General features: G+C 41.0%; 18 protein-coding genes. 12 read left to right on the top strand and 6 right to left on the bottom strand.

The annotated features are described in order from the left end of the window. Positions 1-45 precede the first annotated feature (45 nt). Both AC1DV1_RS07615 and AC1DV1_RS07610 read right to left on the bottom strand, forming a co-directional pair. The gene (locus tag AC1DV1_RS07615; RefSeq protein WP_477357171.1) at positions 46-714 is read right to left on the bottom strand and encodes a hypothetical protein; all 669 of its coding nucleotides are present in this window, start codon (positions 712-714) and stop codon (positions 46-48) included. A 229-nt stretch (positions 715-943) separates the two neighbouring features. Beyond that, positions 944-1654: a DsbA family oxidoreductase gene (locus tag AC1DV1_RS07610; protein WP_477357169.1), complete on the bottom strand. Its 711-nt coding sequence runs from the start codon at positions 1652-1654 to the stop codon at positions 944-946. 500 nt (positions 1655-2154) lie between these two features. Here AC1DV1_RS07610 and budA point away from each other — a divergent pair, with 500 nt between their 5' ends. The 3 genes from budA to AC1DV1_RS07595 all read left to right on the top strand — a co-directional run bounded on the left by budA (position 2155) and on the right by AC1DV1_RS07595 (position 4896). Next, positions 2155-2964 carry an acetolactate decarboxylase gene (gene budA, locus AC1DV1_RS07605; protein WP_477357167.1) on the top strand — a complete coding sequence of 270 codons (810 nt, stop codon included), beginning with the start codon at positions 2155-2157 and terminating at the stop codon, positions 2962-2964. 126 nt (positions 2965-3090) lie between these two features. Beyond that, positions 3091-3654 carry a carboxymuconolactone decarboxylase family protein gene (locus AC1DV1_RS07600; RefSeq protein ID WP_477357165.1) on the top strand — a complete coding sequence of 188 codons (564 nt, stop codon included), beginning with the start codon at positions 3091-3093 and terminating at the stop codon, positions 3652-3654. Continuing rightward, the gene (locus AC1DV1_RS07595) at positions 3655-4896 is read left to right on the top strand and encodes a DUF3179 domain-containing (seleno)protein (RefSeq protein ID WP_477357163.1); all 1242 of its coding nucleotides are present in this window, start codon (positions 3655-3657) and stop codon (positions 4894-4896) included. Positions 4897-4902: 6 nt separating this feature from the next. Here the strand turns inward: AC1DV1_RS07595 and AC1DV1_RS07590 are convergent, their stop codons facing one another. Next, the gene (locus tag AC1DV1_RS07590; protein ID WP_477357161.1) at positions 4903-5196 is read right to left on the bottom strand and encodes a hypothetical protein; all 294 of its coding nucleotides are present in this window, start codon (positions 5194-5196) and stop codon (positions 4903-4905) included. A gap of 202 nt (positions 5197-5398) precedes the next feature. Between AC1DV1_RS07590 and AC1DV1_RS07585 the strand changes: the two genes are divergently transcribed. The 3 genes from AC1DV1_RS07585 to AC1DV1_RS07575 all read left to right on the top strand — a co-directional run bounded on the left by AC1DV1_RS07585 (position 5399) and on the right by AC1DV1_RS07575 (position 8463). Beyond that, positions 5399-6211: a helix-turn-helix domain-containing protein gene (locus tag AC1DV1_RS07585; RefSeq protein ID WP_477357159.1), complete on the top strand. Its 813-nt coding sequence runs from the start codon at positions 5399-5401 to the stop codon at positions 6209-6211. A gap of 144 nt (positions 6212-6355) precedes the next feature. Then, positions 6356-8008, top strand: coding sequence for a serine hydrolase domain-containing protein (locus tag AC1DV1_RS07580; protein ID WP_477357157.1), 1653 nt, complete (start codon positions 6356-6358; stop codon positions 8006-8008). Positions 8009-8100: 92 nt separating this feature from the next. Then, positions 8101-8463 (top strand): hypothetical protein, encoded by a 363-nt coding sequence (locus AC1DV1_RS07575; protein ID WP_090644786.1) that lies wholly within the window; start codon positions 8101-8103, stop codon positions 8461-8463. Between the two features lie 306 nt (positions 8464-8769). On the opposite strand, the gene AC1DV1_RS07570 is transcribed toward AC1DV1_RS07575, so the two are convergent. Then, positions 8770-10344 (bottom strand): C1 family peptidase, encoded by a 1575-nt coding sequence (locus AC1DV1_RS07570; RefSeq protein WP_477357155.1) that lies wholly within the window; start codon positions 10342-10344, stop codon positions 8770-8772. Positions 10345-10375: 31 nt separating this feature from the next. Then, entirely contained in the window at positions 10376-12628 is a 2253-nt protein-coding gene (locus tag AC1DV1_RS07565) for a tetratricopeptide repeat protein (protein WP_477357153.1), read from the bottom strand. Between the two features lie 776 nt (positions 12629-13404). Between AC1DV1_RS07565 and AC1DV1_RS07560 the strand changes: the two genes are divergently transcribed. The 5 genes from AC1DV1_RS07560 to AC1DV1_RS07540 all read left to right on the top strand — a co-directional run bounded on the left by AC1DV1_RS07560 (position 13405) and on the right by AC1DV1_RS07540 (position 21228). Next, positions 13405-14010 (top strand): hypothetical protein, encoded by a 606-nt coding sequence (locus AC1DV1_RS07560; RefSeq protein ID WP_477357151.1) that lies wholly within the window; start codon positions 13405-13407, stop codon positions 14008-14010. Between the two features lie 48 nt (positions 14011-14058). Then, positions 14059-15156 carry a hypothetical protein gene (locus AC1DV1_RS07555; protein WP_477357149.1) on the top strand — a complete coding sequence of 366 codons (1098 nt, stop codon included), beginning with the start codon at positions 14059-14061 and terminating at the stop codon, positions 15154-15156. Between the two features lie 27 nt (positions 15157-15183). Further along, positions 15184-16002: a hypothetical protein gene (locus AC1DV1_RS07550; RefSeq protein ID WP_477357147.1), complete on the top strand. Its 819-nt coding sequence runs from the start codon at positions 15184-15186 to the stop codon at positions 16000-16002. Between the two features lie 15 nt (positions 16003-16017). Continuing rightward, the gene (locus AC1DV1_RS07545) at positions 16018-18975 is read left to right on the top strand and encodes a tetratricopeptide repeat protein (protein ID WP_477357145.1); all 2958 of its coding nucleotides are present in this window, start codon (positions 16018-16020) and stop codon (positions 18973-18975) included. A gap of 324 nt (positions 18976-19299) precedes the next feature. After that, positions 19300-21228 (top strand): ATP-binding protein, encoded by a 1929-nt coding sequence (locus tag AC1DV1_RS07540; protein WP_477357143.1) that lies wholly within the window; start codon positions 19300-19302, stop codon positions 21226-21228. 422 nt (positions 21229-21650) lie between these two features. Here AC1DV1_RS07540 and AC1DV1_RS07535 read toward each other — a convergent pair whose 3' ends face one another. Further along, positions 21651-22736 (bottom strand): toxin-antitoxin system YwqK family antitoxin, encoded by a 1086-nt coding sequence (locus tag AC1DV1_RS07535; RefSeq protein ID WP_477357141.1) that lies wholly within the window; start codon positions 22734-22736, stop codon positions 21651-21653. A gap of 183 nt (positions 22737-22919) precedes the next feature. Between AC1DV1_RS07535 and AC1DV1_RS07530 the strand changes: the two genes are divergently transcribed. Then, positions 22920-24230: an aspartate kinase gene (locus AC1DV1_RS07530; RefSeq protein WP_477357139.1), complete on the top strand. Its 1311-nt coding sequence runs from the start codon at positions 22920-22922 to the stop codon at positions 24228-24230. The last annotated feature ends 111 nt before the right edge of the window (positions 24231-24341 follow it).

Raw genomic sequence — 24341 nt, 5'->3', positions numbered from 1 at the left:
CTTTTACACAACTGCCTTGCAAATATGACACTGGTTTGGGTAAGGTTACTGTTTTAAGTTAAACGACCCTTTAACATGATGGGTATTAAATGATGCGTCCATCTCGTCGCCGCTAAATGTACCTTGTACGGTTCCCTTGGTATTAGATGAATGCGTTAAAATTGTGGCTTTTGCCTTACCTGTTGCCTGGGCGGTAAGCTGCAAGGTTGGTGTGGTAATAGTTGCCGCGAAAATATCGTAGGTACCGGGTGTTATGCCTGTAAAAATCAAAGTAAAAGAAGTATTCAGGTCTTTTGGGTTAAGCATCCCAATTTGTGTGGCCCCGTTTGGATAAAGCAGGCTCACGCCCGGATCGGTCGGTAAAAAAACAACAAACACTGTGTTTGTATTATAGGTAACGATAGGATCGCTATCCACCTGGTACGATATAGTACCAACCGGACCAATAGCCACATCTCCACTACTGCCTGTTCCTGTTCCTGTGCCGGTACCTGTTCCAGTTCCAGTTCCCGTTCCTGTTCCAGTTCCTGTACCCGTTCCAGTACCTGTTCCTGTGCCGGTACCCGTTCCTGTCCCTGTACCAGTACCAGTACCAGTACCAGTGGTGTCTATTTTGACAGCATTAGCCGGTATAACGTCGCCGCTAAGCCTACAGCTGCTTACAGTAGCAATTAAAAATAAGCCGGTAAATAAATTATAGTATATTTTTCGCATACATACATCGTTGATCTTCAATTCGTTTTACTGCTTTAAATATAATATTGTTTCGCCTTATTTAAAAATGTTTAAAACTATTTTTCGCGCTAATTGTATAAAGCGGGATTAAAAAAAAGGTATAGGCTAAATAACGAAATTTATTTAACCTATACCTTCTGAAATTTATATCAAATGAAATATTGTCGTAAAAAAACAATATACCGGATTTACAGCTATTAATCAGTAATTAAGCGCAGTCGCTATCCGGTCCGCACGATTCTCCTTCAATAATAGTTAGCGCCGGTTTGCTGTTTTCCTGCTGCCATTCGGCAAATGATTTTTCTATAGTCTCCTGGAAAACGGGAACCGCCTGCGCGCCTGATACGCCATATTTGTTATTCATCACAAAAAACGGAACACCCCTGATGCCCAGTTGCTGCGCTTCGGCAATGTCGTGCTTCACATCGTCAGCATAAGTATCGCTTTCCAGCACTTGTTTTATTTCGGCTGAATTAAGGCCAATGCCGCTGCCCAGGTTTACCAGGGTATCGGTATCATCAATATTTAAACCCTCGGTAAAGTAAGCTTTAAACAACACTTCTTCCGCTTTGTCGCCCAGGCCATGCTTCTTAGCCAGGTGGCTAAAACGATGCGCTTTAAAACTATTGGCAACAACCGACCGGTCGAAATCATAGGTCAGGCCAACTTCGGCCGCCATCTGGGTTACGTGGTTGTTCATTTGTTGGGCGTATTCAAGCGTCCAGCCTTTTGCATCGGCCAGGTACTGGCTAATGTTAATGTTGGGGTCGGTTTTCATATCCGGGTTAAGCTGAAAGCTTTTCCATTCAATTTCAACCTGGTCTTTATGTTCAAATTGTTCCAAAGCTTCTTCAAACCGGCGTTTGCCTATATAACAAAAGGGGCACATTACATCGCTCCAGATCTCTACTTTCATCATGGTATTTTAAATTATTTGCTATACAAATTTAAACTAAGCGTTTAGCATCACCGTAAGGGCAAAGTAAAATTTAAGTGGCCCGGCAACGCAATTATATGCTTGCCGAACTTGTATTTGCAACCGGTTTTTGTTAAATTTGTATAGAGCGATAGGGGCGGCTGTCTTTTTAAAGATAATCGCCCCTGGTTGTTTAAAAAACAAATCGCCACTTGTTGTTTTATTAATTTAAATATCTGTAATTCACTTAGTTAAATACTAAAATATGTATTTAATAGTATTGTAAAAGTATGCCAAAAGTGCGTAAAAGTATCAATAAAGTATGCCAAATATGTATTAAAAGTACTTGAAAAGTAATCGTTTGGTACAAGATATCCGGCATCCAAGGCGGATAGATATGGGTCTGGCCGGACGCGATTAGCCGGTCAATAAAATCTAAACTTAATTAGGATAAGCGGCAGTAAAACAATTGCTTTGTATACCCTGAAATAATTACACCATCAATGCAAACGCGTCATGCCTCTTTTTGTTTATTATCCTTGTTTATTTTATGCTGCAGCACAGCCATCGCCCAGCAAAAAACAAAACCTGCCGGTACCGGCGATAACCTGTTCAGCGCCGGCTTTGCGTCGGGTTTTATAGGCGGCCTGTATGATAACTGGTATCCCTATAAGCAATTGGAAAAACATGGCGATTTTGGCCTCGGCGCCCCCGGCCACCTTGATGGCGAGCTGCTGATGCTGGATGGAAAGATATACCAAACAAGATCAACAGGTAAAACGACCTTGGTTGCCGATACAGGTAAACTACCTTATGCAATAGTTTGCTTTTTTAAGGCTAAAAAAACGTATAAGCATACCGGCAACTTAAATAAAACAGCGCTTTACGCCCTGATGGATAGCTTGCTTACCAACCAAAACGGTATTTATGCCATCCATATTAAAGGTAAATTTAAGTTCGTTAAAACCAGGGCTTTCCCACCGGTTGAAAAGCCTTACCTGCCGCTTGCCTCCATGCTAAACAGGCAGCATTTTTTTGAACATACCAACGTACAGGGCCACCTTGTTGGCTTCCGTATTCCGGCGTATATGGAGGGGGCGCATATCAGCGGGTATCATTTTCATTTTCTGTCGATGGATAAAACCGCCGGCGGCCACCTGATTGACCTGGACGCGACTGATATTACCATAGAAGTTGATACCCTTACCAGCTACACCATGGATTTGCCCCAAACTGCCGATTTTAATAACTTCGACTTTAAAAAAGACCGCAAGGAAGAGATAAAGAGCGTGGAAAACGGTAAGAAACAGTAGTTACCAGAATAAATTTTGCCGCTTATTGTTGTTTAATTAATTTTTTAGATAAATTAGGGTCGATTATAAAACCTTGTATTTAAATTTATTGGTTGGCTGCAACGCCCGAAACACATTAAAGCTGGTATGCCTTATATCCCATTAGACGAAAACCTGCCCGGAATTACCGGTTTGCTTAATTACAGGCAGGATACAGCTTTGCCCATACGGCAGCTTACCCAAATCCTGTTGCGGGGAGAATCGACCCTGACGGAAGGCGAGCGCGAATTAATTGCCACCGTGGTAAGCAATGGTAATCAATGCCGCTTTTGCACCAACGCCCACACCGCCGCCGCTGATGTTTTGTTAGGCGATACCGAAACTGCCGAAAAGGTAAAAAACGACCCCGACAACGCCCCGGTAACCAAAAAAATGAAACATTTGCTTGAAATTGCACGCCAAACGCAGCAAAACGGCAAAAATGTAACCCCCGAATTGGTTGCAAAGGCCAAACAGGCCGGCGCTACCGACCTGGAGTTACACGATACTGTTTTAATTGCCGCTCTTTTTAGCTTATATAACCGTTATGTAGATGGATTGGCCAGCGTAACACCAACCGACCCTGCTTTTTACAATCGCTTGGCGGGTATCTTAAAAACAAATGGGTACCTGCCATCGGCAAACAGGTACGCCGCCTTAAATGCAGATTAAATGAAGAAATATATACACAGACCAGGAATATTTTGGATTGGGATTATTTTGTTGGTGGTACCGGGCCTGGTACATGCCTACCTGCTGATGCCTTTTCCCGGTAGCCAGGATTTGAATGCCATTACAGTATGTTATTACCTTGAAAAAATAGTGAATCCGTTACGCTTGATAGGCGCAATTTTTATTATTTGGTACCTTTTTAAGTTCTACTCAAAAAACACGCAGAAGGGCAAAATAGTTAAAGCCGTGGTATTGCTACTTTGCCTGGGCAGCTTTTACATTACCGATTATATGTACAAAGCCGAAACCATGTTTAAAGAAACCGGGGCTGCTAAATTTGCCAACGGATTATCAAACAAAGTGCCTTTAAATTATTTGGTTGTGGGTGTGGTAAACAATGGCGTTGCCAAGGCTTACCCGGTTATTTATTTGGGCTATCATCACAAAGTACAGGATAATGTGGGCCAGCAGCCTGTTTTGGTTACCTATTGTACCATGTGCCGCACGGGCAGAGTTTATAACCCAATTGTGAATGGCATACGTCAAAATTTCAGGCTGGTAGGGGCAAGGCATTATAACGCCATTATTGAAGACGAAAGTACCAAAACCTGGTGGTACCAGGCTACCGGTAACGCCGCGGTTGGTAAACTAAAAGGTCAGCATTTACAGGAATTGCCTTATGAGCAATTAACTCTCGGAGCATGGTTGCAAAAGCACCCTACATCGCTTATCATGCAGCCTGATAAGTTGTATGCTCCTGATTATGCCGATCTTAAAAATTATGACCGTGTGCAGTACATAGATAAAGATAGTACGCTGAAAAATAAGGATTCGTTAATCCGTAAAAGTTGGGTTATCGGGGTAATCATCAACGGCCAGGCCAAAGCTTATGACTGGCGGCACATGTTCCACAAGCGGATATTGAATGACGAACTTAACAACAATTCGCTATTGATAGGCATCGAGAAGGACAGCCTGAGCTATCACGTATGGAATACCGTACTCAATGGCAAAACATTGCATTTCGATCTGGATAAGAATGATCAGCTTACCGATAAAGAAACAGCCTCTGTTTGGGATTGGGATGGTTTATGTACTTCAGGGGCTCAAAAAGGCCAACGGCTTATCAAAGTGCAGGCCTACCAGGAATATTGGCATTCGTGGAAACATTTTCACCCCAAAACCATATTCTGGAAAGAAGGTGAACGTGAGGAGCCTTTGGCCGTTATTTTTGGTTTTTAGCTTAACCTAAATAACAGCAATAATTTTTGCTACATCGCCATCGTTTAGCAGGTCGCCGTTATCAATGTTCGGGTAATATTTGTTCAGAATTTTTTGGATAAGCAGGTAGCTTTCCATCGACTGGATAGGAGGGTTGGCCAGTTCATTGATGATAGAACCGATCATTTTTATTTTTTTAGCTTCATACTGGTTCAGCACAAAGTCAGAAGTCTTTTTTTTGCGGCTTTGAGTAATCAATTCGTCCAGTTTCTTAATCTCCTCAATCAGATCAATCAGCTTTAATACTTCCACTTTTTTCATCGGCGGTAAAAATAAACAAATAATGTAGATGTACAGATTTTAGATTTCAGATGTGCAGATGAAAGTGGATTTGAGGATTTGAGAATTTGAAGATTTGAAAATGAGGGGTTGCTATAGATTATAATTCAATAATTCAATAATTCAATAATTCAATAATTCTTACCCTCGTAACAATTCTCTTTGCCAGCCGTCTATAAAGCGTATGCTTCAGCTTGACAAAGGAAAATATTTCGGAATCCAGAATAAGGCTATTCATTTGGATAACCTTATCATTACTGATACCGAGTATACACATGATAAGGTTGACTGGCATACGCATCAAAACCCGTACTTTACTTTTTTGCTTACCGGTAACATGCAGGAAACCAACAAAAAAGGAAGCTATGAATGCGAGGCCGGAACTTTGTTATTCCATAACTGGCAGGATGCGCATTGCAATACCAAATATCCCGGCTATACCCGTGGCTTTCATATTGAATTGGAGCAGAATTTTTTTGACAAGTACCAATGGCCTTTAAGCCAGATAGAAGGCAGCCTGAAACTAGACAACCCGGTTTTCAAACTGCTGTTCCGCAGCATGTCCATGGAAACCAAATACGCGGCGGGTATCGAACTGCTTTCAATCCGCGAATCGCTTTTTAAAGTTTTGGGCTTGTTAGTCAATGAAAAATGCCGGGAAACAGCTAGGCAGCCAACCTGGGTTAAAAAAATAAAAGAGGTTTTAAACAGTAATGATATATCCGCTTTATCCTGGGATACACTGGCATCCATAGCGCAGGTGCACCCGGTACATTTATCGCGCTGTTTCCCTAAATATTTTAATACCACTGTTGGCGATTACCTAAAAAAACTACGAATAGAACAGGCGGCCGGGTTATTAACCAAAGCAGGTGTTTCACTTACCCAAATTGGTTACGAATGCGGTTTTGCCGATCAGAGCCATTTTATCAGGAGTTTTAAGCAGGCGGTAGGGGTTACGCCATTGCAATACCGAAAAATAATTACCGCACGTTAACAATGTGCTATTTTGCCGGCATTATTGCCATTACTATTGTGGTATAAAATATATATCATGTTATCAGGCAAGTTTTTAAAAAATAGGTTACCCGGGTTGTTATTTCTGTTGCTAATCAGTTGTAGCTGCATAGCCCAGATTGGGATGAAACCATACGAAGGCCATTGGGAGGGCTTACTAAATCATCCGGAGAATTTCAGCATCAATGTATCAGTAAAAAAGTTGAGCGCTAATGCATATACTTTTCAATTGTCATCATCCGGGAAATCAATTCAAAAGAAATTTGGCTTATTGGCCAATAAATTTGATATCAAAATAGATAGCAACCTTGCTGTTAAGGGCATTATCGGGGAGGGGAAAATCCGGCTCTTCATCCGTTCCGTTCAGTGGAGCTATCACCTGGTATTGAAACAGCAACCAGGAAATATTTATACCGGCCGGTGGAATATTCTTTTTGTGCCCAACCTGAAGCCTCAATTTTATATTGATGTGGAAAATACCGATTCAACCAAATACGAAGCTTATATTTTCCTGGGCGATCCCCGTTTTTCGGGGTTCGCCAGTGGCGGGCTAACGCTTACAGGTGATAGTGTTCATTTCGGAGATTATCGCACCGGGTTAAAGTTTAATGGCAGAATTTTAAAGAATGCAATAAACTTACAGGCGTCAATAGCCGGCTTGCCCATTGCTGCGGTTTCATTGCGCCGGTCGGTTAATGATTGGGATTTAACAGGCGGAAATCCCAAAATACCATTTGATGGTAAAGTGCCGGCCGATATGCAGGACGGCTTGCCTGTAAATAGTTTAAAAGCTGCCGGCTTTGACGTGCGTTATTTAAAGTTGATGGCAGATAGCATTAACGCCAATAAAATCACCAATACGCATAGTGTGCTCATTAGCCGTAACGGTAAGCTGGTTTATGAGCAATATTTTAATGGCTATGATGAAGCAACGGTGCATGACCTCCGTTCGGCCTCAAAAAGTATCTCGTCGGCAATTGTGGGCATTGCCATGGATAAAGGACTGCTGAAAGATACGGCCCAAAAACTGTTTGGGTTTTTACCTGCAAAGTACAAACGCGCCGCCGATGGCGATGCCAGGAAACAAGCCATCAGTATTGGCAACCTGCTTACCATGAGTTCGGGCCTTGATGCGATAGACTTCGGGATTGATCGTAAATCTGTAGCATCCGAAGACGAATACCAAAACTCGGCCGACTGGCTTAAAACAGTAGTAGAGGCACCGATGATCAATTATCCGGGGACGCATGCCAATTATAGTTCAGCTAACCCGTATTTGTTGGGTGTAATTTTAGATACTGTTGTAAAACAACCGCTCGATTTCTTTATAGATCGGAACCTTTTTGAGCCCTTAGGCATTTCCAACTATATAGTTTTTGACGATCCGTTGCATCGCCCGTATTTTGGAGGTGGAATGCTGCTGCGCCCGCGCGATCTATTGAAATTTGGTTTGCTTTATGCTGATAGTGGTAAATGGCAAAACAGGCAGATCATCAGCAAAAATTGGGTTGACGCATCATTTAAAAAATACCTGGTGCTCGAAAATCATAACGAGAAAAACGAGTATGGCTTTTTATGGTGGCATTATCACTATAACGTAAACGGCCAAACCATTAATACCATTGAAGCCCGTGGGGCGGGTGGCCAATACATTTTTATTGTGCCGCAATACCAAATGGTCGTAGTCATTACATCCGGTAATTTCAGGAACCGGAGGGTATGGCAACCTGAAAAAATCATGGAAAATTATATTTTGAAGGCGGTAATGGCTAAGTAGTGTAAAATATTGGCCCTTAATTTTTTTTATAATAATTTGGTAACTTAAGTGTTTAAAAAAMATCTTATCTTAGATATCAACAAAATTAAATTATGAAAAGAAAGTTTTTTACTACAGCATTATTGGTTGGCTGCTTTATGGCTTGCCTTGCAGCCATTGCCGACCTTAACGGAAAATGGGCCGGAAAAATTGACATTGGCGGCACCGAGTATCCCTTGCTTTACAATTTTAAAATTGAAGGGGACAAATTAACAGGAACGGCTTTAACACCCGAAGGTGATGTGCCGTTAACCAATGGTAAAACAGATGGTACCACTTTCTCATTCAGCATAGCTACCAGCGGAATGGATATTGCTCATACCGGCAAATTTTACGGCGATTCAACTGCTATTGACCTGGAAATTAACGGCTCAAAAAATCATGCCGTTTTAAAAAGAGCTGAAGAAAAGAAATAAATACTTTTCAAATAAAAGAAAACTCATGTCGACGCTTGTTTCGGCACCTCCTAAAAAAGTTCGCCCTTATATTGGTTAGCCTATACTGTGATGTGCTGAAACAAGGTACGCATGATCTGTTATATTTTCAATGTGTGAGGCTTAGCCTGCCTAAGACTGTAAACGAGGTAGATATAACGCCCCCTTAATACTTCCGGATGTAAAACAATCTTGCACGGGATTGACAATTCTTAACTTTTCTTCTTCGCAAAAAAAAGACTGCCCTTTTGAGGCAGCCTTCATAAGCAACAAGGTAGTGGAAATATTTTAGTTCACGTTAACTTTCAAAATGATCGGGATGATATCGCCGCTTTTCGACGTACCTGTAACACTCATTTTTCCGGGCTGATATTGCAAGCTGCCGGGGGGCATCAGGCGGGTACCAAGTACTTCTTTAAGTTTATCCATCATAATTGGTTTGGCGCTTTCTTTTACCTGGGTAACAATGTCGCTTATGTTTTCTATCTGGTTGTAGCTGTATAAAATCACCATATTATCAAGGCCGCTAACATCCGTGGTAATAACCTTATTGTTGCCCGGTATCTCCAACACCGCGTTATCGTAAATACGTGGCACCTCGGTTACATTGCCACTCAGGCCATGTGCCGCGCTAAAAGCTTCATTTTTACTGAAGGGGTATAATACCTCGTCCTTGCCATTAGGATCGATACTGAACACATAGATATAACAGTTAGAGCTCACATTTTTTGCAAAAAGGCGTAAATAATCGCCTTTGCTAAATTCGGCATGCAGTGTATATTCGTTATTCTCGAGCTTTGGACTCACGGCATCAAATACAGGCTTATCCTTTTTATCGTCCCATGATTGGAAGCGTTCTATCGCGAAATCGCCGCCAACTTTCACCGCGGCATCGGGAGTGGGCCGATCATCAAGCGTTACCTGGTAGCCGTAATTGGCAAGCCTGGCAAAATCTTTATAGCTGATATTAAAGTACCCGCCATTGCCCCAGCCTATGCCCCAGCTGTTCATCACCTCGAAGGTTTTTAGGTAATCGTTGTAGCCTACTATGCACATAGCATGCGACGCCAGCTTTTGCTCGGCAGCGGGGTTGGGCGACCATAGGAAATTAGTTGAATTTACATCATAAAAGCTGGAATATAGCTGAAAGCCGGCAACAACTGGTTGATGGTTTGCAATGCTATAACGGGTTTCATCAACCTTTTTAGCCGAATCGGAATTAAGGGGAAATACCGTTGCAAAATCTTTAATGCGGTATGGCAAAGCCACAGGCTTTAAAGGTTCAATATCGCCCAAATGATTGTCAGATGTGTAATAAGTTTGCGGGTTAAAATCGTTTATGGAACACGCTCCCTGCTTTTTGAGTACGGTTAATGCGTCGTTCAGCCTTGACCCGCGCTCGCAGCTATTGGCTATTTGTACATATACAAACATTGGCGATTTGGCATCACTGGTAATTTTTGCCCTGTCGGTTATATTGTTTTTGTAAGCCCATGAGGTGGTAAGGGCACCATAACTGGCCGCCCAGCACACGCAGGAGTTACACTGCCCCTGGTTACCAGGATAGGGGGTGTAGTTTTTGAGCGAAAATTGCGGGGCTGTAACCGGCGATTTACTGCCAACGGCCAACCGTGGCGCGCTGTTATATAAGGTATCATCCAATATTAACCCAAATTGCCCGCCATTTTTAAACAAGGTATCTTGCTTCGCTTTTAAACCAGAGTATTGTATATCCGGCTGTGTTAAGTCATAATGCAAGGCGCGTGTTTTAAGTGCCAAGGTTTTTGACTGGGCCATCACTCCGATACAGCAAACCAGGTTTAATATGATAAATACAAGTAAAAGTACAGGTTGCTTATTCATTTTAAGTGCTTTTTATCGATGACAAGTCCGGCTATTTTATATAAATGCTAACATCGCCCCGGGGATTTACCATTTTGGGCGTTTGCGTAACCGGGTTACCGTTTTCGTCTTTCTTACCAGCCTGGCTTATCAGGTCGGCCACCCGGATTTTTACATACTCAAACAATTCATTCATGGTCACAAAGCCATTGCCGTCTTTGTCGGCCTTCATGTCCTGCAGGCCATCTTTTATTGCCCTGGTAAAGGCGCCATTTCCCCAGCTTTCATCTTCCCAGCTTTTTTCGGTGCTGCTGCTCGAGCTGATGATGGTAATGCCGTTGCCCGATGTTGCCATCTTATTAATTTCGCCGGTTACGTCCTGTAAGGCTGCCTTGCCGCCATCGCCCAGCCCGGCACCACTGTTGCAGGCATCGATAAAAATAAATTTCTTACAATTCAGTGCCTCCAGTTGGTCAACCACCTGGCTTTTAAAATCGATAGTTGTTTGCCTGCTATTGGTGGCCTTATAGTCCGACCCGGTAATTACCAGGTGCCCATTTTCAATTAATCCGTGCGATGAGATAAACAACATGAGTACATCGCGCTCGTTATATTGCTTGCCGGCCCACATTCCAATTTCGTTGGCCATATTTATAGCTTTGGCATCATCGCCTATCAAAACTTTCGCACTTACATCATGAAACAATTTGCCGGCGCCTTTTTGCTCGCTGAATATATTTGCAAAATCGGTCGCATCTTTTTCGGGATATTTTAAGCTTTGCCCTTCGGTACCTATGGCCAGTATGTGCAGGCTTATATCCTGCGGACGATAAACAACAGTAAGGTCATCGCTTGGTGCGTAATTTTTGTATGCAAGCCTAATAACGCTTGTATCAAGCCCTACCTTAACGGTGGTTATATAGGTGTATTGATAAGTATTTGCCTTGCGCTTTAAATCCTCGATACTGGCGGTTGTCATTTTATTGCCGTTGCTTACATCGGCATTGTTCATATAAAGGTGAAACTCCTTTGCATCAAGCGGCACGTTGGAATTTACCTTTATTTTAATCTGGATTTCATTGCTGTCAAAAGGTTTTAAAACACCATTGGGCAGGCTGCTGACGTCGTCAACCGGCTTAAGCCACTGAAAATTCACAAAAGTGTTATTTGCATTGTTTTCCGGCGGTGCAATTGTACTTTGGCTTACAACGGGCGGTTGTAGTGGCTGGACTGTTTCTGCCTGTTTTATGGGTGCAGGATTAGCAGGCACATTCATTGCCGCTGTTTCGGTTACCGGAACAGGTTTTGCCGGCGAAGGTGTTGCAATGGGTGTGGTAGCCGGGGTAGTTGGTTGCGAACTGCTTGAAGATGAGTTGACTGTGGGTTTAGCAGCCGGTACCGTTGCCGTTACCTTTGATGCTATGGCAATTGCCCCCCCTCGTTTATTCAATTTAGCTTCGGCATCGTCGCGGTATTGCCAGTAGGGGGCGCTATCGTCCTCTTTATAATCGGTACTGGTATCATCATCTTTTATCGCCAGTTCATGCTTACCCATCATATAATAGGCGTACCCCCGGTAATTATAAGCTTTGGGATTTTGCAGGTCGAGGCCAATGGCTTTGCTGCAATCTTCTATCGCTGCCTCATATTTTCCCAGTTTTATCTCGGCGTTACCGCGATTACGATAAGCGCCTGCCGCAAGTTTAGGGTCTAACCGAAGCGCCGTATTGCAATCATTTATAGCATCAACGTTTTTACCCACTACAGTGCGTGCAAAGGCACGGTTGTTATAATAGGTAGCGTTGGCCGGGTCGATAGCAATCGCCTCCGAAAAATCATTTATTGCCTCATTATATAAATGTACACACACCTTTGCATTGCCGCGGTTGGCATAAGCCGACGCATATTTGGGCGAAATACGGATAGCAGCGGAAAAATCTTTTATAGCCTCAAGCACCTGCCGCTGTTGTTTATCCATTTTATCTGTTTTACCAAGTATATACCGGCATGTGCCTCTGTAGTTAAAAGCCAGCGCGTTGGTAGGATAAACGCGAATAGTACGGTTAAAATCTTCAATGGCCTGTTCATACTGGCCAAGGTTAAATAACGATAAAGCTCTGACATTGGTTATATCAGCAATATTTTGCCCAAAAGCCAATGCTTTGGTACAATCGGCAATTGCTCCCTCATTATCTCCTGAGCTTTGTTTGTCTATAGCGCTCTTTAAATAACTTTCGGCAGTTTGCTGGGCATTTAGGGTAATAGCTGAAATTAGTAAAACAAACGCGAGTAAAAGTTTCTTCATAAATAACAATAATTACAATATATTAAAATATAACGTGCGATTTAACTCTTGCTTAAGTCGATCGGGTGTGTAGTTTGCAAAAAACAAGCTGGGGTATGGCTCATAATTATTTAAAGGTTAGGTGTTTAGTAGTAATTTATCGATATAGTGAATTTAAAAGTAAAGCAGGCAACGTATTCTAAATTATTAGCCTCAATCCTTGTGTACAACCTAAATAATTTGCTGCGTTTATATTTTAAATATAACTACAAATATTTTAGTTTTTATCTGTGCTCCAATATTTAAAAAAAAGCAGGTAAAACTTCCCGTTGAATTGAATCAGCTTCAAAAAAAATCTTTAATTCCAAATTTGGATAGCAACTCAAATCGTAAAAAGCATGTCCGCCAACTCATCAAATTTAAGCATTAAACATTGTAAATGAATACCATGAAATGGGTATTTGTTTATAATATGCCATTGATTACTTTAGGCGATATTAAATCAAGAGTTAATTTTTTTTGCCGTAGTTGGGGAGATATCATGGGAAAGCTGGCCGCCGGATCATACATCGACACTACTAAGGTTATATATTATTTATTATTTTTCTAAAGAGTCAATTTGGTAGTTGTTTTAAGTTTATTAAATAATTTACAAGTTAAATTTATTTTTATTTTTATGTAAAAAACTGATTAGTAGTAATATGATTGATAATAATGGGCTGATAATTTTTCATTGCGCATTTAATTATTATATTTATGATACCTAATGCCAAATTGATTTCCTAATAGTTAATTATATGATTAAACCTTTACAAAAACTTTTCACTCATCGCCAATCGGCATTCCCGATATTGATTAAAGCGGTGTTAATCATTTCAATATTTTGCTGTTCGCACGTTGCCAATGCACAAGCTATAATTTATACTGTAAAGGGCGTTGCAATTTCCTGTAAGGTGCAGGAAATTGGCGATGACTCAGTGGCATACAACGAGGCTACCGATCTTGCAGGCAAGCCCAAACTGATTTTGAAAAAAGAAATAAGCATAATAAGGTATACTAAGGATAATTATGAAGAACCTTTTAACACCGATGCTATATTAACAACCGCAGGAAAACAGATATACGCCAGGATTATTACGGCCGACGAAGCAAGCGGAGCCGTAACATATACCTTGCCCGGTGCAGCGGATCCGGAGAAAATGGCAACAAAAAATATTCAGTTTGTTAAATACGCCGATGGAACCAGGAAAAGTTTTACCATAGCCGGCCAAAAGGCAGCATCTGCGGTTGTAAAACTGCCGCCGAAAGTTGATGTAGAAACTGCTCAAAAAAACAATAGCATGTTAACCATATTGCAAAACTGGAAAAATAAGTATATAGCCCCGCCACTTGACGTGCTTTAATCGTCCATAAATAGCAAACCTAATATACCCCTAATCACTATACCCGAAATGAGAGTTTTTTACCTTATAATTTTGTTGTTTTTTGTTTCAAAGGCATCGGCACAGGATATTCTGTACACTAATAGCGGCGAAGCCACCCCGGCCAAAATTGTAGATATACAGGCCGAAAAAATTAAATTTAAAGACCCAGAAAACGTAACCGGGCCCGATCATTCAAAAAGCATTTCCAAATCCCTTTTTGCATTTAATGCTGCCGGCAGCTATCTGGTTTTTTCGGATAAAAAAAGCGTTGCTGATAACAAAGATCAGTTTATAACGGAAACAGCCCAGCCCCGTGCATTTGATGTTTTGGTTGATAACAAAGGCGTAGTGCTTGATATGAATATTACCACCGAAGGAGATAACGACATTACCGGTACCCGCCATTATAAAACTATCAAAGCCCCGAAAGCATCACTTATATTTTTGATCCGCAAAAATGGCACACACCAGTTGTTTGTTGCTGCCGACAAAGCCGCTCCTTACCTTATCAATGCCAAAGCAAAAATAGCCCAGCTGTTTGCGCCGGCTACAGCTGGGCCTGTACCAACTCCTGCCGTTTCAGGAAAACCGGCAGTTGTAGCCGCCGGCGATATTGATGTAGATATGGCATTGTTTAATAAAAAAGCGCTTGATAAAACCAAGGAATTATCTAATTACCTGGCAACAATATGCTCGGTAAATACATCGGCAACAATAGCAACCAAAACCATCGGCCTTGCAGTAGATTTATTTGTGAACGAAGATGCCAAGGTTGAGGTGTCAAGCGTAAATGCTTTAACCAAACCTCAATACAAAATCCGTAGCTATCTTAACCGGCTGCAAAAATTAAGCGGTCAGTATGATAAGGTTGATATTGAATACGCCAATATTAATTACGCGTCAAAATTCACTCTTGGCGCCGATGGTAATTATTATGCGGTGATAACATTTGTACAAAAGTTTAAAGGATTTAGTGATGGTAAAATAGTTTATGGCGATGTAACCCGCCGTAATGTAACCGTGGTTTTAAAATCGTACCTGAAAACCGGCGCCGATGGTGATACTAAGAAAGCATGGGATGTTTTCCTGGAAGATATTGGTGTTGTACAAACCCATAAAGCATAATTTTTTAAGCCTTATCATTACCTTATTATGTTAAAATACGCGTTTGCTTTTTTACTGGTTTTTAACGGCACTGTGCTGTTGGCGCAGGATTATGAGAACGAATATCAAAACATATTTGTATGGCAGGTAAAGCAGGTTAACGAATTTATTGAACGTTTTAATAATAATGATAGCACATTATTAAAAAAATACGCTGGCGATAACGTTTCAGCCAACCTCATAAGCCGCGAAAGGCTGATATTAAGCCTTTTTAATGCGGAGAAAAAAGACTGGGATAAAACCGAAGTAAAAAGCTTTATTAAAAGTGTTGATGATAAAGCAAACCCCAGATTTTTGAGCATGTATGGCGATAAATGGTACGCCAGCCTCAACTGCGATGTTAATTGGAAGGGTAGGCGTGAGAATGCAGTATTAAGATTAAAGCTGATAAGGTTGCCGTCAAATGGTTATAAATGGATAATAACAGCAGTTAATGGCAAATTCTTAAACATTGTTGCCCCAGCCGGTGCTGTAAATCAGGCAGGGTTTACAATGCCGGCTGCAGTGAATAAAACTACCTCACTTAACCCTATGAGTCACGGTACCGATTTTATGGATATTTACCAGGTTAACACCGATAAAAAAAACATAGCCAACTATTTTGACGAAATGGACAACCTTGATGCAGCAACACAACGCTTTATACAGGAAATTATTAACAGCAATGCCCAAATTACCAGGGTAAATAATATAACCTACCACTTTAATCAAATTGACGGCTGGGCGTTTGACATTCAACAGTATAACCGGCAAACCCGAAACTCCGGATGGCTTATAAGTAAACTTACAAAAACATCCGCTAATTAAAATCCCCTCCCTATTATGGATAAAAAATTACTTATCAAAAATTTACAACTGAAAAGCGCCGGCAGCATACTTTTTTTGCTCTTATTTTCGGCAGCCGGTTTTGCCCAAAAGCTTACACTTAAGGATGCACGCGAAATTAGCTACCAGGCTACCGAAACTGTAAAACGGATACCAGACCTGCTTAATGTTATTAATGATCCTAACAATATAGCCAGCGACCTGATCCAGATTGAGGGCGACAGTTATAAGCCATCGAGAAACCAGCTTTTTTACAACAAAGACATTACCGTTGAGAATGATATTGACCCCTTGGCCTCGCTTGGCAACAGTAAAGATATAAGCATTGATAAGTATATGACTACGCTTGATTTACAATACGACAAATCAACAGATGCTACTATTAACTATAACAACCTTGTACCTTCCTTTATCAAAAAAAAGGACTTTGTATTTGTTAACGTAAAGTTTGACGATGAGTTTAAAGGCAAATACAAGGTTAAAAACATCGCCTATAAAACAAGGCCGCGCATTGCAACTATCAGGATGGTAAGCGGCGGTAACGGCAAATGGTCGGCTTACGTTATGGGTATCAGCTTTTATGATCCGGCGAAGCCGATAGAATCTACAGAAAACAATACAGATATATATACAGACACATCAGCTACCGCAACCGTTGTACCTCCCGATAGTGTATTTAGAGAAAGCAGTTCGTTCCGTACAGCCAAAGAAGAACAAGAAAAAGCGATTCAAGCCAATTTTAACGAATATGTGAACACCGGCAACGGCTATTTTGCCGATCAGCGTTATAAAGATGCTTTGGAGATGTATGTAAAGGCTCAAAACCTAAAGGCATTTGTTCCGGCGCTTGATAAGAAAGTGATGGATACCAAACGTATGGTTGCTGAGTACACTTATGACAACTTTAAAAACAAAGGAGATAAAGCTAAAGATGAGCGCAGATATAACGAGGCTATCAGGTTCTACCAAAAGGCGCTCACTCTAAAACCAGAAGCCAATGCCGAAATAACTGCCGCAACCGCGCCGCTAAATAAAATGCTTATCCTGATTGCATCTCCGGGCAATAAAGTTGGGTCTGGGTTATTAGATGAGGCTATTGACGAATGCGATAAAATACTAAAGGAACACAAAAAAGATAAAAGTGAATACCCCGAGGTGTTTTTTATTAAGGCTAAGGCATACGAAGCTATGATTGCTAAAAAGCCCGATGAAACCAGGGCGATAGATAGGGCCCTGGAAAATTACTCATTTGCTATACAATATTTCCCGAACTACCTGGATGCCCGAATTGCCCGTGCTGCCTTTTATATTAAATACAAAAATGATTTTAGCAGCGCCATTTCTGATTATGATGTGTTAACCTTGAGCGCTACCGATGACGCGCCCGAAAAACCAATTTATTTTGACACAAAAGGGCATTGGAAAGATAAAGTTGGCAATTATGCCGGTGCACTTGATGAGTACGGTAAAGCGATAGCTTTGAATGATAAAAACGCTGTTTTTTATTTTGACAGGGGCGAAATTTTATACCGCTACGGAAAAACTGAAGATGCCCAAAAAGATCTTGATGTTGCGCTTAAATTAAATCCAAAATACGAGGCGGCTTTTTATATCAGGGGCTTAAATTATGTGGCAGCAAAAAACAACAGCAGTGCCGGTGCCGATTTTATTGAAGCCGAAAAGTTGGGATTTGAACCCGTGCAGCAACAAAAGGTTGATTCCATCAGCAATGCCTATTTCTTAGCGGCCGAAGATGTACGCCAAAAGCACGATTTTACCAGTGCCGATACCGCTTATGACAATGCGCTCAAAATTCGCAAATGCAATGCACTGGCGCTTCATGGCAAGGCCGAGATAAGGTTTACAAGAGCGGTGGAGTTTGGCAAAAAAGATATCGGTGCAAAATCACAATACCTGGAATCAATTGATTTTAACAGGCGTGCCATTGCCTGTAATAACGACTTATCTGATGCTCATTTTAAGATGGGGCTTGCTTATAACCGTATAACCAATTACGATAAGGCTATAAAGAGTTACGATGAAGCTATCCGCAGCGATAAAAATAATTACGGCGCGTACCTGGAACAGGGTAACACGTACCAGATACAGCAAAAATATGCTAAAGCCGTTGAGGATTTTGGTCAGGCCATCAATATTCTTAAAGCTAACCTTGAGGCAGCTAAAAATGGTTCAAAGAGTGATCTTGCGAAAGAAATCACCCTCAACCTTTCGACTGCCCAGGAACTTTATGGCGAAGCATTATATAACTCCAAAGATTATGATAACGCGCTGATAGCGTTAGATCAATCGCTTAATTATAATGAATTTAATTCCGAGGCATTATACTATCGGGGTTTGGTACGTGTGCAGCAAGGTGATTTTAGCAAGGCATACAAAGACTACTACGCAGCTATAAAAATAACACCTAAGTACAAATACTTTTATGCTAACGGTGATGCATCTTTAACCAATAAAAATTACGAACAGGCCATCAGCAATTATAACGACGCTATAACTGCCGATACCTTATCGACCGTGAGGAACAGGTTTTACCTGCTTGGGCTGAGTTACTTTAAAAATAAAGCGTTTGAAAATGCCACTACAGCTTTTGCCAGCTATGAAAAAGGAGGGCCACTACGCAGCGACAGTTCATTTAACGCCGAATATGGTTTAGCATTACTATATAACAACCAGGATAGCCTTGCCGTTAAGCATCTAACCCAGGCAATAACCCAAAAGAGTAATGATGCCGGTGCGTTATACAGCATGGGCTGCTCTTTTGCAAAAAAAAGCCAGTTTGACAAGGCGTTGGAGTATTTTGAAAAAGCCTTTGCCACCAGGCAGCTAACCAGGGATGAAATTAAGCTTGCCGAAAATACATTCCTGGCAGATTTGTATAAAACCAAGCCGGTGAAAACCAAATATAACCAGCTAAAAAAGCAATATACCGATTGATGGTGCTTTACTAATAAGTTGATTTAACATTTCCGATACTGATTTTTGCATGCATCCGTATGTCGTGGCGAGATCGCAGCGGAATTACTTTATTCTCGCTTATAAGTGGATGAATTAATTATTAGGAAAATAAAATCAAGAAAAATACTATAATATACTACGTGAAAAGAAAGAAAATCGGGTAAATTATCAATAAGTAACCCGGAACTGCAAAAAAGAGCAATATTGGCATGTATTTTACATATCTGAATATTGCTTGGTAATAAAAATTTTACATATATTCATCCTGTCGATTTTGCCCTCCTGCACAGCCTGATTTGTAAAATGAAGAAGTACTTAGCCCTTTTATTATTGCTGATATTTGTGGGCAAGGTAGGCTATTGCCAATTGAAAGAGATTGAAAGTATCCAAAAGCAGCTTCCTTTAATAAAAGACAGTTTAAAATACGTTAATGCCATTAACCGCCTGGGCATGTTGATGTATGAAAAAAATATCGATAATTCATTTTACTACGCAAAGCTTGCACGGGCTATCTCGGCAAGGTTAAAATACCAGCAAGGCGAAGCCGACGCCCTTAACACAATAGGGATAGTTTATGACCTGCGCGGCAATCTCCAACTATCGCTTAGGTATTACAATGATGCCTACAATCGATATATGGTTTTACGCGACTCGGCGAACATCGTTCAGKCTTTGATGAATATTGCACTTGTTTTTGACGAACGTAAAGAAGACAAAAAAGCTGTACAGACTTTAAAACAAGCTTTGGTTCAGGGGGCAGGACTTAAAAAAGATTCGGTCATGTCTTTACTTTATTGCAATTTCCTGTTGATGTACCCAGATTCGGTTGGTGAAGATTTAACTAAAGTATACCTTGAACGGGCACGCCGCATAGCCACAAAGTACAAAGATGAACGGGTGTTGTTGGTAACAGACCAGGTGCAGGCAAACCTTTACCTGAAAAGTGGTAAACGCGAACAAGGCATAGCGCAACTGCAGAAGGCTGCGGCCGAAGGGATAGCCTTAGATGTAAATTACGTAACCCTCGATATATTAAAAAGCCTCGGCAACCTTTTTATACTTACGGATAGCACAAAAGCTATTGATTATTATAAAAAGGGGCTGGCAATATCCGAGTCAAAAGGTTATCACTTTTATGGTAAAGTTTTTGGTAAAAGCCTGTACAATATCTACATCCATCAAAATAACCTGCGCGAAACCCAACGTTATAGCGGTAAACTGCTGGAACTTTATGAGGACGAAGAAGTATTCACCAACACATCCGGGCTTGATTACATTGACTATGCCATAAAAGATCAGCAAATTGAAGCTTTGACGGTAAGAGCCGAGAACCGCAATAGTTTGATGTTGGTTTTTGGTTTCCTGCTTTTACTTACCGCGCTTTCGGTAGGTATTTTTTATCGTTTGTATAGGCTCAAACGCAGGCATAGTGAAACACTGGAAGAGTTGAACCGCACAGTACAGCTGCGCAATCAAAAATTGGAGGTTGATCATGAATTTAATAACCGACTGGTATCTATCCTGGCCCACGATTTCAGGCAGCCGTTGGGCACATTAAAAACGCTGGCGACAGTTTTGAAGGATCCGGATGCTTTTACCCGCGAAGAATTGATAGCATTGGTAGAAACCATGGAACGCTCGTCGGATGTATCGCTGGAAATTTTCGAGAATATTTTACAATGGATAAAGCAACAGCTATCCGGTTTTAGTTACAGCCCTGTTGTACTGCCACTCAGGGAGCTTATAGAGGAAGCCTTACAACCATTTGCCGTTATGGCCCGGGAAAATGATATTACATTAGTAAATAACGTAGACAGTCACATTAACCTTTATGCCGATAAAGAACTGGTGCAATTTATCCATCGTAATTTTATCCATAATGCAATCAAGTTTTCGCCAAAAAAATCAAGTATCACCATTGTTGGATATGGCAGCCCCGATGAAGTAACACTTTGTGTACAGGACGAAGGCAAGGGCATTTCGCCGGAAAAGCTACCGGGTATTTTCAATTTCAAGATAGACCTGAAATATAGCAACGAAAAAGAAAAGGGAGCAGGTGTAGCCCTCATGATATGTAGCGATTTTATYGACAAAATGAATGGCCGCATTTGGGTTGAAAATAATAAAGGCAATGGGGCCTCATTTTGTTATGCACTGCCAGTTATTCAAAAAATATCAAAAAGAGCCAATTCAAATGCGCCGGTTGCCGCCAATGTACTTACTGATTTATAAAACTTTTTATTACTCCCCCCAAATTTTATCCAACACTCAATATATATAGGCAAGGCAACCTATAATCAGAGATGCTGTGAAACGTTAAAACAGAATAATTACTATATTAGCAGAAATGCAGCTGCAGTTAAATGCAACTTCATTTCTGCCTATCATAAGCGTACAATAAAATGTGTTTGGAATATGCTCATTGTAGATATAAATAAAAATACGCCAAAGAAAAAACGCAAATTACACCTTTGCCCAAAGTGCAAAAGCAATGGCGGACAAAGAAAGCAAAGGCCATTATTAATTAAATGGCTTTTATTTTGGCTCCCCATAAAACGTTATCATTGTAAAATTTGCAGCAAAAATTTCATGACTTTCGGCAGTTGGGGATAAACTTTGACCATATCACACGTGCAGGTAATTAACGCGAAAAACTACATTTCAAACTGGTAAACATAGCCGTTTACAGGTACGTTTAGCAAAAAATGATCTGCACGCTTATACTTCACATTCAAAAAGCCAATAAGCCGTGTGCCGGGGAGTAAGGTGTTTAGCTTCAGATAGCCCTCGTTTATGTTTTGCTTCATCACATAAGGTTTATAGCCCGAAGTTGAATCGGCATGCAAGGTAGCAGGTTGGATTGCTATGGCCTGGTATCCTTCTGGGGTTAACAAAGCGGCATTTGAAAAGGCGCTAAAGCCCGGGCTCCATTTTTGCTTATGGCTTACCCGCGATGCGTAGACATCATATGACAGAATATCAACCGGTATCATTTTATCGTCCTTTTGCAGGATAGCTGTTACCTCTGCCGGATCAAAATTAAACTGCTCCTTTGTCCCGTTTTCGATAGTGATATAAATCTCAAAATAATCGCCCCATAGCTGCTGCATCGAAAACCTTGCGGCTATACTTAAACCACTGAACGTAGTGTAAAACTGAACCGGCTGGCCATCTTGAAATATGACATTTTTATCAGTAAACCTGCCAAGTTTTTTATCTGTTGTAGCCAGGTTTACGGGCATTTTGGTAAGGTAAGAATAGTTTACCGCAACGCCATCGGGCATGTAAACCTTGTAAAAACTATCAATGGGGTTGCCATGAACAAAATCGTTCTCCTGTATTTTAGTTCCTTCTTTATCAAATAGTAGTTGCTTGCCGTCTAACAGCCCTTCGGCATCAAAGCTGCCTTGTTTTATTTGTCGTCCTTTTTCATTGTACGTAATAATAGTACCGGTCCACCTGCTTTTGGTGTCGTTGCGCTTATCAATATAAAGCGCTTCGCCTTTACTGTAGGGTTTGCCGCTTATATAAAAATCTTCAACTGTGCCTATGGGTTTATCGCTGGTGCTAAATTTTACCCTCCTGTAAAAAAAGGCGTTCTTTTTATCATCCAAGCCCTTTCCGTTTTTATCGTAATAAAGGGTTGTTACCTCCTGTGATTTAACGATAGTGTTTGCAAGCAGCAATAAAGCACATAAAGCGCTAATTGTTAATAATTTCGGTTTTAATGATAAGGCCATATAACAAATATAACAGATAATCATTATGGTTAAAATGCAATATCAAATTTTGCCAATTTGATAAAAAAATACGTTTCTGAAAACCTGCTAAATTTTATTAGCTATAAGAACTTTAAAACCCTATTTTTAGCGCCGCAAATAAGGGCACCTACCCGCCCTTTATTTTAGGTTAACATAACAGCAATGAAAGTTTTAAAATTTGGTGGTACATCTGTAGGCAGCCCTGCCCGCATGAAGGCACTGCTTGACATTATTGACCCTACAGAAAGACAAATTGTTGTGCTTTCGGCAGTATCAGGTACAACAAACAACCTGGTTGAAATTGGACAGGCTTATTTAACAGGGGATAAAAAGAAAGCAATTATCCTGATAAGTGCATTAAAGGATAAGTATGAGCTATTTATAAAGGAACTGTTTGTAAATGCTGAATATTTGAAGCAAGGTAAGGAAGTAATTGATTATCACTTTGCTTTACTTAATAACCTGGCCAATAATAATTTTACTACTGTAGAAGAAAAAATAGTTTTGGCTCAGGGCGAACTGCTGTCTACCACATTGTATCATGTTTACTTGAAGGAAATAGGCGTAGCATCGGCATTGCTGCCTGCTTTAAGTTTTATGAAGATAGATGAGGATAACGAGCCCATTGTTGATTATATCACCGAAAAAATCACTCCTTTACTGAATAAGCAACCAGAGGTTAACTTATTTATAACACAAGGGTTTATTTGCCGGAATGCTTTTGGCGAAATTGATAACCTGCGCCGTGGCGGCAGCGATTATACGGCATCGCTTATAGGTGCCGGCATCCGCAGCGAAGAGGTACAGATTTGGACAGATATTGATGGGATGCACAATAACGATCCGCGGATTGTAAAGGGCACCCAGCCCATAGCCCAGCTATCATTTGATGAAGCTGCCGAACTGGCTTATTTTGGTGCTAAAATATTGCACCCGCAAAGCGTGTTCCCGGCGCAAAAGTATAAGATACCGGTACGCCTGTTAAACACCATGGATCCGCAGGCAAAAGGTACCTTGATAACCAATACCAGCGAAAAAGACAAGATAAAATCTATTGCGGCTAAAGATGGTATTACTGCTATCAAAATCCAAAGCAGCCGGATGTTGCTGGCGCATGGCTTTTTGAGGAAGGTATTTGAGGTATTTGAACGATATAAAACTTCTATAGATATGATAACCACATCGGAGGTGGCTGTATCGTTAACCATAGATGACACCACTTATCTTGGCGAAATAACCAGCGAGCTTAACATATTTGGCTCGGTAGAGTTGGATGTAAACCATACTATCATTTGCGTAGTAGGCGATTTTGGTGCCGAAAAACATGGCTATGCAGCAAGGGTGCTGGAAGCCGTGAAACATATCCCGTTAAGAATGATATCATACGGCGGCAGCGACCATAACTTATCATTACTGGTTAAAACCGATGATAAGGTGGAAACGCTTAGAAGCTTGCATAACAGGCTGTTTTAGCCTCACCCAACCCTCTCCAAAGGAGAGGGCTACAAAAACAAAAAAATGCGTCATTGCGAGGAACGAAGCAATCCCCGACTATGCCGGGAGCAACAATTAGGACGTTGAAGA

Source organism: Mucilaginibacter sp. P4_D1, assembly GCF_056401935.1.
Note: the sequence above shows the minus strand (reverse complement) of the source record. Positions and strands in the feature narration are given on the sequence as shown.

Bases quoted from the DNA above. Each gene is read 5' to 3' on its own strand.
- AC1DV1_RS07615 (WP_477357171.1), bottom strand. From the start codon at position 714: ATGCGAAAAATATACTATAATTTATTTACCGGCTTATTTTTAATTGCT.
- AC1DV1_RS07610 (WP_477357169.1), bottom strand. From the start codon at position 1,654: ATGATGAAAGTAGAGATCTGGAGCGATGTAATGTGCCCCTTTTGTTAT.
- budA (WP_477357167.1), top strand. From the start codon at position 2,155: ATGCAAACGCGTCATGCCTCTTTTTGTTTATTATCCTTGTTTATTTTA.
- AC1DV1_RS07600 (WP_477357165.1), top strand. From the start codon at position 3,091: ATGCCTTATATCCCATTAGACGAAAACCTGCCCGGAATTACCGGTTTG.
- AC1DV1_RS07595 (WP_477357163.1), top strand. From the start codon at position 3,655: ATGAAGAAATATATACACAGACCAGGAATATTTTGGATTGGGATTATT.
- AC1DV1_RS07590 (WP_477357161.1), bottom strand. From the start codon at position 5,196: ATGAAAAAAGTGGAAGTATTAAAGCTGATTGATCTGATTGAGGAGATT.
- AC1DV1_RS07585 (WP_477357159.1), top strand. From the start codon at position 5,399: ATGCTTCAGCTTGACAAAGGAAAATATTTCGGAATCCAGAATAAGGCT.
- AC1DV1_RS07580 (WP_477357157.1), top strand. From the start codon at position 6,356: ATGAAACCATACGAAGGCCATTGGGAGGGCTTACTAAATCATCCGGAG.
- AC1DV1_RS07575 (WP_090644786.1), top strand. From the start codon at position 8,101: ATGAAAAGAAAGTTTTTTACTACAGCATTATTGGTTGGCTGCTTTATG.
- AC1DV1_RS07570 (WP_477357155.1), bottom strand. From the start codon at position 10,344: ATGAATAAGCAACCTGTACTTTTACTTGTATTTATCATATTAAACCTG.
- AC1DV1_RS07565 (WP_477357153.1), bottom strand. From the start codon at position 12,628: ATGAAGAAACTTTTACTCGCGTTTGTTTTACTAATTTCAGCTATTACC.
- AC1DV1_RS07560 (WP_477357151.1), top strand. From the start codon at position 13,405: ATGATTAAACCTTTACAAAAACTTTTCACTCATCGCCAATCGGCATTC.
- AC1DV1_RS07555 (WP_477357149.1), top strand. From the start codon at position 14,059: ATGAGAGTTTTTTACCTTATAATTTTGTTGTTTTTTGTTTCAAAGGCA.
- AC1DV1_RS07550 (WP_477357147.1), top strand. From the start codon at position 15,184: ATGTTAAAATACGCGTTTGCTTTTTTACTGGTTTTTAACGGCACTGTG.
- AC1DV1_RS07545 (WP_477357145.1), top strand. From the start codon at position 16,018: ATGGATAAAAAATTACTTATCAAAAATTTACAACTGAAAAGCGCCGGC.
- AC1DV1_RS07535 (WP_477357141.1), bottom strand. From the start codon at position 22,736: ATGGCCTTATCATTAAAACCGAAATTATTAACAATTAGCGCTTTATGT.
- AC1DV1_RS07530 (WP_477357139.1), top strand. From the start codon at position 22,920: ATGAAAGTTTTAAAATTTGGTGGTACATCTGTAGGCAGCCCTGCCCGC.